6 protein-coding genes are annotated in these 10,110 nt (G+C 46.7%); 4 read left to right on the top strand and 2 right to left on the bottom strand.

The window, feature by feature from the left end:
• Positions 1 to 203: 203 nt before the first annotated feature.
• Complete coding sequence (locus tag NDA02_RS27535; RefSeq protein WP_190789681.1) at positions 204 to 2,141, top strand: response regulator; 1,938 nt, start codon at positions 204 to 206, stop codon at positions 2,139 to 2,141.
• Positions 2,134 to 6,021: a PAS domain S-box protein gene (locus NDA02_RS27530; RefSeq protein WP_190789682.1), complete on the top strand. Its 3,888-nt coding sequence runs from the start codon at positions 2,134 to 2,136 to the stop codon at positions 6,019 to 6,021. The genes NDA02_RS27535 and NDA02_RS27530 overlap by 8 nt, the downstream gene beginning before the upstream one ends.
• A 7-nt stretch (positions 6,022 to 6,028) precedes the next feature.
• Here NDA02_RS27530 and NDA02_RS27525 read toward each other — a convergent pair whose 3' ends face one another.
• Both NDA02_RS27525 and NDA02_RS27520 read right to left on the bottom strand, forming a co-directional pair.
• Complete coding sequence (locus tag NDA02_RS27525) at positions 6,029 to 7,024, bottom strand: methyltransferase (RefSeq protein ID WP_190789683.1); 996 nt, start codon at positions 7,022 to 7,024, stop codon at positions 6,029 to 6,031.
• Positions 7,025 to 7,057: 33 nt separating this feature from the next.
• Positions 7,058 to 7,525, bottom strand: coding sequence for a hypothetical protein (locus tag NDA02_RS27520; protein ID WP_190789684.1), 468 nt, complete (start codon positions 7,523 to 7,525; stop codon positions 7,058 to 7,060).
• A 180-nt stretch (positions 7,526 to 7,705) separates the two neighbouring features.
• On the opposite strand from NDA02_RS27520, the gene NDA02_RS27515 reads away from it, so the two are divergent.
• Entirely contained in the window at positions 7,706 to 9,184 is a 1,479-nt protein-coding gene (locus NDA02_RS27515) for an ATP-binding protein (protein ID WP_190789685.1), read from the top strand.
• A gap of 72 nt (positions 9,185 to 9,256) precedes the next feature.
• A complete protein-coding gene (locus tag NDA02_RS27510) occupies positions 9,257 to 9,631 on the top strand; it encodes a response regulator (protein ID WP_190789686.1) in 375 nt (124 codons plus the stop codon).
• The last annotated feature ends 479 nt before the right edge of the window (positions 9,632 to 10,110 follow it).

Below are 10,110 nucleotides of genomic sequence, written 5' to 3'. Positions count from 1 at the left end.
CGATTGCTTTAGTGCGGAGGTCGTAGCTGTAGGGGGCGGACATGACCATTTCCCAACTCTCTTCTAGCCTCTATGTTACTGTCCTATCTCTGTTGCGTAGGGCTATAATTTATGCTTGCTCGATTGTTGCGTTCTTGTAAGAATGCTTCAAGACGCAGGATGACCTACCTTACAATCACTTTAGGGTTAGGTAAGCGATAGGTATGCGGGTTTTAGTGGTTGAAGATGATTTGATCGTGACAGATGCGATTACACAATCGCTGAGTGAACATCATTATGCAGTAGACGCAGCAGAGGATGGCGCGATTGGCTGGGAATGCGTTGAGAGCGCGACTTATGACCTGATTTTAATCGATGTAGGATTGCCTAAATTAGATGGGATCACGCTCTGCCAGAGAATTCGCGATCGCGGTTGTGGAACCCCAATCTTGTTAATGACCGCCAAAGATGACAGCACCTATCGGATTCGAGGCTTAGATTCAGGAGCAGATGACTATTTAGCAAAGCCGTTCGACTTGGGAGAGCTTCAAGCCCGAGTTAGAGCCTTGTTGAGGCGGGGAACGGTAGCAGCAAGCCCAGTTTTGACGGTTGGCAAATTACAGCTCGATCCGCGAGCGTGCCAAGTGACCTATGCTGAGAAACTACTGCCGCTGACACCGAAAGAGTATAGTTTGCTCGAATTGTTTTTGCGCCACCCCAGTCGCGTTTTTAGTTGTGGAGACATCATCGAGCACCTTTGGACGTTTGATGATCCGCCCCAAGAAGAAAGCGTTAAATCCCACATTAAAGGATTGCGGCAGAAGCTAAAAGCAGGAGGTGCAGCTAATTGGATTGAGAACGTGTATGGATTGGGATATCGATTACGCGAAGGAATTGAAGCCAATCCGGAACAATCCACGCAGTCCTATGACAGCCAGCTTGCACAGCTTTGGGAACAGTATCGCGGGTTAATGGAAGAACGATTCGCGGTACTGCATCAAGCAGCTCATACTTCCCCCTTATCGATTGAACTGCGAGAAGCAGCAGAAAACGCGGCTCATAAGTTAGCGGGTGTTTTAGGCATGTTCAATTGCGATGAAGGAACACAGATTGCCCGACAGCTTGAAAAACAGTTTGAAGAACAAGCCAAATTACCAGCGGAAGAAGTGCGATCTGCTGAAGCAGAAATCTCTACGAAATCACTGGTTCGGCGCCTGGGCGATATTCTGAATCTTTCGGGTCCGGTTGAAACCGGGGAAAGCCCTCTAAATTCTCCAGAAATGAGGGATTCTGAATCTAAAGTTCTCCATAGTGGGAGATCTAAACAGTCTCTCCGCTCTTGGGCAGTTCTAGCAGTCGATGATGATCCGATCATTCTTGCCACCTTGAAACAACTCCTTGAACCTTGGGGAATGTGCCTTACCGGAATCGATAATCCGCTACAATTTTGGACGGTTTTATCAGCGATCAATCCCGATTTGCTAATTCTGGATGTCGAAATGCCGCAGATGAATGGAGTTGCGCTCTGTCAGGCGATTCGAGCAAATCCAACCTGGCAAAGTTTACCGATCGTCTTTCTTACCGCTCATCAAGATACTGCAACCGTTCAACAAATCTTTGCAGCCGGGGCCGATGACTATGTTGTAAAACCGATTGTGGGGCAAGAATTACTTTCACGGCTTACACAACGGTTAGAGCGATTGCGATTGTTACAAACGTTGAGCACCAAAGATTCGATTACCGGACTTGCAAATCAGTTTTATTCGAGTCAAGCGATCGAAGCTCAATTCCACAATCATCAAACGACTTCCCTTGCAATTCTCTATATTCCAACCCTCAGACAAATCAACATTCAGCAGGGGCACACGGTTGGAAATCAGATTCTCAAACAAACTGGGCAATGTTTGCAATCTAGTTTTTGCAACGGTGAAATTCTTGGCTATTGGAGAAATGGTGAATTCATGATTGCCAGTTCTCACACGACAAAAGCAATGTTTCAGCAGCAATTATCAGAAGTCGTAGCAATGCTGCAACAACAACGGTTTGAAACTCCGAATCTGATTTATCGTTTTGCTGTCGTGGACTATCCAACTGATGGGCTAACGCTACGATCGCTCTATCAAACTGCGAGTCTCTGCTTAGAAGGATCGATTCATGAGTGAAGCACTAACCTCTCAAACTCAACAACTGCAACGAGAAGACTTGATTTCGGTTTTAGAATCCGCTGTGGATTTAATTGGCATTGCCGATGCAACCGGAAAAACCCTCTATGCCAATCAGGCTACACGTCGAACCTTAGGATTTGGGGACGCCGAAGACTTATTACAGAAACCCATTTCAGAATATCATCCGCCCGAAGCTGCTAAAGCTTTGCTTGAAGAAGCTTTTCCGATCGCGCTTCGAGACGGAATCTGGATTGGAGAAACGGCTGTTGTCACGAGAGATAAACGAGAAATTTCAGCTTCTCAAATCATTGTCGCGCATAAAAACCCAGATGGATCGCTCAAATTTATCTCCACGATCATGCGAGATATCACCGCGCAGAAAGCCATTGAAGAGCAACTTCGTCGCAGTAATGCTCTACTAAAAGCCCAACAAGAAGCGTTGATCGATGGCATCTTAGTGGCAGATGAACATCGCAATATCGTGGATTACAATCAGAAGTTTTGCGACATCTGGCGACTGCCCCAGATTTTGCCAACTCAAAATTCTCGACAGATTGCCGAGATGGTTGCAGATCAGCTTGAAGACTCAGAAGCCTTTTTAGCAGGCATCGAAGCGCTTTATCAAAACCTAGATGAAGTCTTTCACGATGAGCTTTTGTTGAGAGATGGGCGGACGATCGAACGGCATAGTAAAGCAGTCAAATCTTCTACTGGCGAGTACTATGGGCGCATTACACTCTTTCGAGATATTAGCGATCGTAAGCAAACCGAGGCGGCTTTGCAACGCAGCGAACAACACTTTCGCAACATTGTAGAAAATGCAAATGATATTTTATTTGTCAATACACCAGAAGGGATTTTTAGCTACGTTTCGCCAAACGTTATTAACGTCATGGGCTACCTGCCCGAAGAAATGATTGGTAAACCATTCCCTCAATTTCTGCATCCTGACGATGCTGAGTCGTGTTTTAAGCTGAACCAACAGATAGTCGAGACCCGTGAACCGGTGGCTGGAACTGAATGTCGATCGCTTTACAAAGACGGCAGCTACCGATGGCAAGTCGTCAACGTTGCGCCGACTCTTGGAGCGGACGGAGAATTACAAATCGTTGGCGTCGCGCGAGACATCCACGATCGTAAATTAACCGAAGAAGCCTTGCGTCTGAGTGAAGCGCGCTATCGGGCGTTCGTGACTGCAACGGCTCAAGCCGTTTGGATGACCAACGCGGTGGGAGAAGTGGTGGAAGATATTCCACTTTGGTGTGCACTAACCGGACGAAGCCAGGTCAGCGCAAATGGTTGGGGATGGCTCGAGAGTATTCACCCAGACGATCGAACTGCAACCGCAGAAGTTTGGCTAGAAGCAGTGAACTCTGGGAAAGTCTACGAAGTAGAGCAACGCATTCAAGTAGCATCTGGCGAGTATCGACTGTTCGCGGTTCGAGGTGTACCGATACTCGATGAGCGAGGCAACATTCAAGAATGGATTGGAACTAAAACCGATATCACTGAGCAAAAACAAGCTGAAGCAATGTTGCTGCATCAAAATGCACTATTGCAAGCTCAACAACAAGCCTTACAGGAGAAAGAAGCACAGTATCGCACTATCTTTGAGGCGATTACTGATGCCTTGTTCATCATGGATCTTGACACAATCACTGTGGTCGAAGTGAACCCTGCTACTTGCCAAATGCATGGGTACTCATACGAGGAGTTTTTGACGTTACATCCATCAGAGTATATTCATCCAGGCAGCATATCGGTATTTCATCGCTTTCTCAAAGCAATGACCTTAAAGCAGCCGTTCTGTGGTGAAGCAGTTGATGTTCGCAAGGATGGCAGCCTGGTTGATGTTGAAGTTAAAGGAACCACCTGTTTTTACAACGGAAAACCGCATGTTTTAGCGATGGTGCGAGATATTAGCGATCGCAAAGCTGCCGAAAAAGCTCTGCAACGTCGAGCCAGGTTAGATCATTTACTTAGCTCTCTTTCTCGGCAATTTATTGACCAGGATGCAGAAACTGCGATTCATAGTGCTTTAGAATCGATCGCCCGTCATATTGGTGCAGAGCGAGGCACAATCTTCGAGTATGACGCTGACCAGACGAGATGCCAATTAGTTTACGAATGGTGTGGGGATGAAATTGCCCCACTGACGTCTGAAGCAAGAGGGGCAAGCATTTTCGAGCATCCCCATTTGCATCAACAGTTTCTCTCAGGACAAGCCCTGCAAACGGTTGATGTTCAGACGATACCAGAAGGACCCGAGCGCCAGCTATTTGTCCGTCAGTCGATTCAATCGGTGCTCGGTGTTCCGGTGATCTATCGAGGTCAGGTGACTGGATTTTTAGCAATAGACACGGTTCATTTTCAGAAGGATTGGAGCCAAGAAGATATTGACTGTCTCAAGCTTGTGAGCGAACTGATCGCGATCGGACGAGCAAGACATAAAGCCGAAACTGATTTACGCATTGCCAAAGAAGCGGCTGAGGCAGCAAATCTAGCCAAGAGTGCATTCTTAGCCAACATGAGCCATGAGTTACGCACACCATTGAATGCAATTTTAGGCTTTTCGCAATTGATAGAACGCGATGCTGCCCTTCCTGATCGCCAACGCGATTCCCTTGCCATTATCAATCGCAGTGGTGAACACTTGCTGAATCTAATCAATGATGTGTTGGAAATGTCAAAGATCGAAGCAGGACGAACAACCTTAAATGTGGTTGCTTTTGATCTGCATCATCTTTTACAGACACTGCAAGAGATGTTTTTGATTCGAGCAAAAGCAAAGAAACTCGCGTTGAATTTTGCGATCGCGCCCAATCTTCCTCAGTACATTCAAACCGATGAAAATAAACTACGCCAGGTCTTAATCAATTTGCTGAGCAATGCAATGAAATTTACAGACAGTGGCAGCATCACGCTAAAAGCAACGGTGCAGTCAGAATTAATGCTGCAATTCAAAGTCCAAGATACGGGACAGGGAATTGCTCCAGAAGAATTTGAGCAGCTATTTCGCCCGTTTATCCAAACCCGTAGCGGTTCTCAGCTGCGAGAAGGCACAGGGCTTGGGTTAACCATTAGTCGTCGATTTGTGCGATTGATGGGTGGAGAAATGCACATTGAATCAACCGTGGGACAAGGATCAACGTTTTCCTTTGAAATTCAAATTGCGATCGCAAATCCGGCAGAAGTTGCACCCACCTCGACTTCAAAACGAGTGCTGCACCTGGCACCGCAGCAACCCCAATATCGAATTTTAGTCGTCGATGATCGGGCTGAGAACCGAGATTTCGTAGAGCAATTGTTAACAATGGTGGGATTTGAAACACAATCAGCAGTGAATGGAGAAGATGCGATCGCACAATGGCAGCAATGGCAACCGCACCTAATTTTGATGGATATGCGAATGCCGACCCTGAATGGCTATGAGGCAACTCGGCAAATTCGAGCACTTGAATCAGCTCAAACTCGACCTAAGATTTTGGCATTAACTGCCAGTGCCTTTGAAGAACAACGCGCTTCAGTTTTGGCGGCTGGCTGCGATGATTTTTTGGCAAAACCCTTTCGAGAGTCTCACTTATTTGAGAAACTAGCTGAGCATCTTGGAGTGAACTATCTGTACGAAGAAGATAACGAACATCCGATTGAAAATTCATCGCATGAGTTAACGTTAACTCGTTCAATGCTAGCGACAATGCCCCAAGATTGGATTGCAGAACTGCATCAAGCCTCGCTCGCTGTCGATGCTGACCGAATCTTGCAATTGGTTCAACGGACTTCAGACGCTAATCTAGCGACTGCATTAACGGAGTTGGTTTACAAGTTCTGTTTTGACGAAATTGCCGAGCTTTCTCAGGAAGCACAAGAAGGCTGAACTTCTGCTAGATTTTTACTGCCTCAATAATGCTAAGCAACGAAGGGGTCGGAATCACGCGCGTCAGTTCAAACCCATTCGATCGCAACAACGATCGATACTCTTCCTCAGTGCGTTCTCGTCCACCTGCCATCAACAGCATAATCACATCGATGAACTTTGCTGGAGAGGGTTCATTTCCCGGTGGAAGGATGCTTTCGATGAGCAACAGCTTGCCATCATCTGGCATCGCTTGATGGCAATTTTTCAGAATGATCGAAGACTTTTCATCATTCCAATCGTGAATAATCCATCGCATCAGGTAAGCATCGCCGCCCGTCGGCACAGACTCAAAGAAGTTTCCGGCAACAGGTTGAATATTCTGATCGACCTGAACGTTGGCAATGATTTCAGGTAAGTCAAACAAAATGCCGTTGAGATGGGGATTTGCTCGCACAATCGTAGAAATTAAGCTCCCTTGCGCTCCGCCCACATCCACAATCGTATTAAATCGAGAGAAGTCATAGCTTGCGACAACTGCTTGCGCGATCGCAGTTCCCATGCTGGTCATCGAATCTGAGAAAACTTTGCCATCTTCAGGATGTTGAGCATAATGCTCCCAGATGGGCATTCCTGCTGCGGCATCAAACGCAATTTCACCTGTCTTTAGGCTATGTAGTCCATTGCTCCAGCCCAGAGAATGGTCATAGCCCATTTGTGCCATTGCTGCACATCGCATCGAGCCAGGACGATTGCTCTTGAGCGTTTCCCCTAATGGAGTGAGCGCAAAATGCTGATCGGACACTTCTGTAAAGATGCCAACACTTGCTAAAGCGCGTAAGAGGCGATAGAGCGATTGCGGATCGGTCTGGGTTCCTGCTGCAAGTTGAGCGATCGTTTGCGGTTGATCATCAAACAAATCTGCAACGCCTAATTTAGCAGCAAGATAAATCGATCGAGCAATCCAAAAGCCACCGATCAAACTCAGCATCGTCTCTTGCGGAGCAACTTCTACTTTTTCCATTGTTATCATGATTCTTTTCGCTCCAGTTAATTTCTAAGCTTCAACAAGCTGGGGCGCAGCCTGATTCAAAAATGCTTCATAGTTGGCAACGAATTGTAGATAGTCCTTCGCCATTTCGGGGGTAAGCAATTCGAGCATAAATTTGTTTTCTACCCAAAATTCGAGCACTTTAAAGGGACCGCGATCGCACAATCGCACCAACCATCCTTCGCGATCGGCGATTTGTGCAATTTGTTCTTGCGAAACCGAAATCGAAAGCGCGGCATGAACAGACGTAAAGTTTTGAGAATTTCCTGAAGAAAAGCCAACTTGTTCTGGCTCTGGAATTAACTGAGTATCAGCCGGATAAAGCTCAATTCCGGTTCCAAAGCTGTCATCGACGATGACCATATAGCTTCCTTCATGGGGAGGAAAGGGAAAACAACGACCCTGCAACACTTCCGCCAGAACATTAGCAACGTGCAACGGATGATCCACGGCGATTGAAATGTGATGAAACATAGTAACCTCTAATTCCTGGTTTGCTGATGTCCCTTACTGTAGGCAACGATCGAGGAGAAGCCGGGGAGTTCTCAATCCGTTTCGCTCATGAATTGGGGAAATCCGTTTTTTTGCTGAGGTTACTTTAGATCCTAGTGATCTGATCTTAAGATCGGGTGGGAGTTCCAATGAAATGCTTCAATGCCTGAGCCTACACCCAAAGCCGACATTCTGGTCATTGACGATACGCCGGAAAATCTCAATCTGTTATCGACCCTGCTGATTGAACACGGCTACAAGGTTCGTAGCGTTACGAAGGGTTCGACGGGCATCCGAGGCGCACAAGTGATGCCGCCGGATTTAATCCTGCTCGATGTGAATATGCCGCAGATGAGCGGCTACGAAGTGTGTCAACATCTGAAAGCCGACGATCGCACCCGTGATATTCCCATCATTTTTATCAGTGCTTTAGAAGCCGTGAGCGACAAAGTAAAGGCATTTCAAGCAGGTGGTGTAGATTACATTACAAAACCCTTTCAGATCGAAGAAGTCCTTGCTCGAATTGAAACCCACCTAACCTTGAGACGCCTTCAGAATCAACTGCAATTTCAGAATGAACAACTTCAGCAAGAAATTCGCGAACGCAAACACGCAGAGGAAAAATTTGCCACCATTTTTCAACAAAGCCCCAACCCGATTGCGATCGTGACCGTTCCTGAAGGGCAATTAATCGAAGTGAACCCTAGTTTTCTCAGCATTAGCGGTTACACACGGGAGCAAGTCATCGGCAATTCGATTACGCAGCTCCATTTAGGGCACGATTCAGCGAATTTTCTGCGTCGTCTTCAAACAACCGAAACCTTTCACAACTTAGAATTTGAACTGCTCACCCACTCCGGCAGTGTCAAAAGTATTTTGCTATCCCTTGATCGCATTGAACTGAACGGAACAACTTACGCTTTACTGATTGCGAACGACATCACTGAACGTAAACGTCTGGAGAACGAATTCATTTCCTTAGTCAGCCATGAGCTACGCACTCCTTTAACCTCAATGATGGGGTCGCTTGATTTACTCAGTAGTGGGCAGTTAGGCAGCTTGACTGAGCAAGGGCAGCACGTTCTCAGTATCGGCGTAAAAAATGCAGAACGCTTGATTCGTTTAATCAATGACATTCTCGACCTCGAACGGATTCGCTCGGGCAAAATCACGATGAATTGGCGATCGTGCGATCTTGCTGACTTAATGACTCAGGCAACTGAAGAAATGCAAGCAATGGCTGATCGCTCCGAAATTCAATTGATTACAGAACCGATGTCAATTTTGCTTAATGCTGATCCCGATCGCATTGTGCAAACCTTGACCAATCTTCTGAGTAATGCAATTAAGTTCTCACCCGCTCAAACAACCGTTCAAATGCAGGCTTACAGTTCAGCTGACACTTCAAGTGTCTGTATTCGTGTTTGTGACCAAGGGCGAGGTATTCCCTTCCATCAGATCCAGACTATCTTTGAGCGATTTCAACAGGTAGATGCATCCGATGCCCGCCAAAAAGGCGGAACCGGGCTTGGACTTTCCATTTGCCGTAACATTATCGAGCAGCACGGTGGCAGGATTTGGGTAGAAAGCACCGTCAACCAAGGCAGCACATTCTATATTGAATTGCCGCTTAACGCTTAATTCAATCGTGTTTCCCCGACTTCTCCCCGATTCAGCGATACCTTATAAGCATTAGGTTGCTAGAGGATTGCGATGAATAAGCAAATTTTGATTGTGGATGACGAAGAAGATGTAAGAGCAATCGCAACACTCGGTCTACAAATGGGAGCGGGCTGGGAAGTTCTCACTGCTAGCTCTGGGGCTGAAGGAATTGCGATCGCAGCTCAACATCACCCCGATGCGATTCTGCTCGATCTGATGATGCCGAACATGGACGGTCGTGCCACTTTACAACACCTCAAGCAACAACCTGAAACTCAATCCATTCCCGTAATCCTGATGACTGCTAAAGTGCAAGCCTCAGAGCAGCACAATCTTCACGATTTAGACGTTGCAGCCATTTTTACCAAACCCTTCCGTCCGCTTACTCTTGCTCAGCAGATTATTGATGTGCTGACTTGGCATTAAGTTGTTAGAGCCAGCCCTTTCAAGGTGCTTCTTTAGCTTTTTTAGATTTCGGCTCACTCAGCAGTCGAGCGGTGGGGGTTATTGCTCAGGGGGTAACAAACGAGGCTAGAATGCAAGGCTGGTGGTAGACAGGGACAACCCAAAGCCCAAAAAATAGGGTGAATCCGAAAAATCACCCCTAATTCAAAAATGTTGCCTTCTATCAAGCTTGTCTACAAGCGCAACTGAGTTCAATCCAATTGCTGGCTTTGAAGATGCTGGTCGCCCTGTTACAGCGAGAACGTCGTGTCAGTATCGAGCGCTTGGCAACCTTGTTTGCTCAACCCATTCAATTTGAAAGTGTTCGTCGAAATATCCAAAGGTTCCTATAGCTTTACGCGATTAGGTTAGAACGCTAGGCTAGGGGAAAACCAGCGTCTAGAAGTGCCTATGCCTTCCCCTTATGGTGACGACCTGCGTCGCAAAGCAATTAATGCCGT

Origin of the sequence: Leptolyngbya sp. ST-U4 (assembly GCF_039962215.1) — a bacterium.
GTDB lineage: Bacteria > Cyanobacteriota > Cyanobacteriia > Elainellales > Elainellaceae > Leptolyngbya_A.
Note: the sequence above shows the minus strand (reverse complement) of the source record. Positions and strands in the feature narration are given on the sequence as shown.

Bases quoted from the DNA above. Each gene is read 5' to 3' on its own strand.
- NDA02_RS27520 (WP_190789684.1), bottom strand. From the start codon at position 7,525: ATGTTTCATCACATTTCAATCGCCGTGGATCATCCGTTGCACGTTGCT.
- NDA02_RS27510 (WP_190789686.1), top strand. From the start codon at position 9,257: ATGAATAAGCAAATTTTGATTGTGGATGACGAAGAAGATGTAAGAGCA.
- NDA02_RS27525 (WP_190789683.1), bottom strand. From the start codon at position 7,024: ATGGAAAAAGTAGAAGTTGCTCCGCAAGAGACGATGCTGAGTTTGATC.
- NDA02_RS27535 (WP_190789681.1), top strand. From the start codon at position 204: ATGCGGGTTTTAGTGGTTGAAGATGATTTGATCGTGACAGATGCGATT.
- NDA02_RS27530 (WP_190789682.1), top strand. From the start codon at position 2,134: ATGAGTGAAGCACTAACCTCTCAAACTCAACAACTGCAACGAGAAGAC.
- NDA02_RS27515 (WP_190789685.1), top strand. From the start codon at position 7,706: ATGCCTGAGCCTACACCCAAAGCCGACATTCTGGTCATTGACGATACG.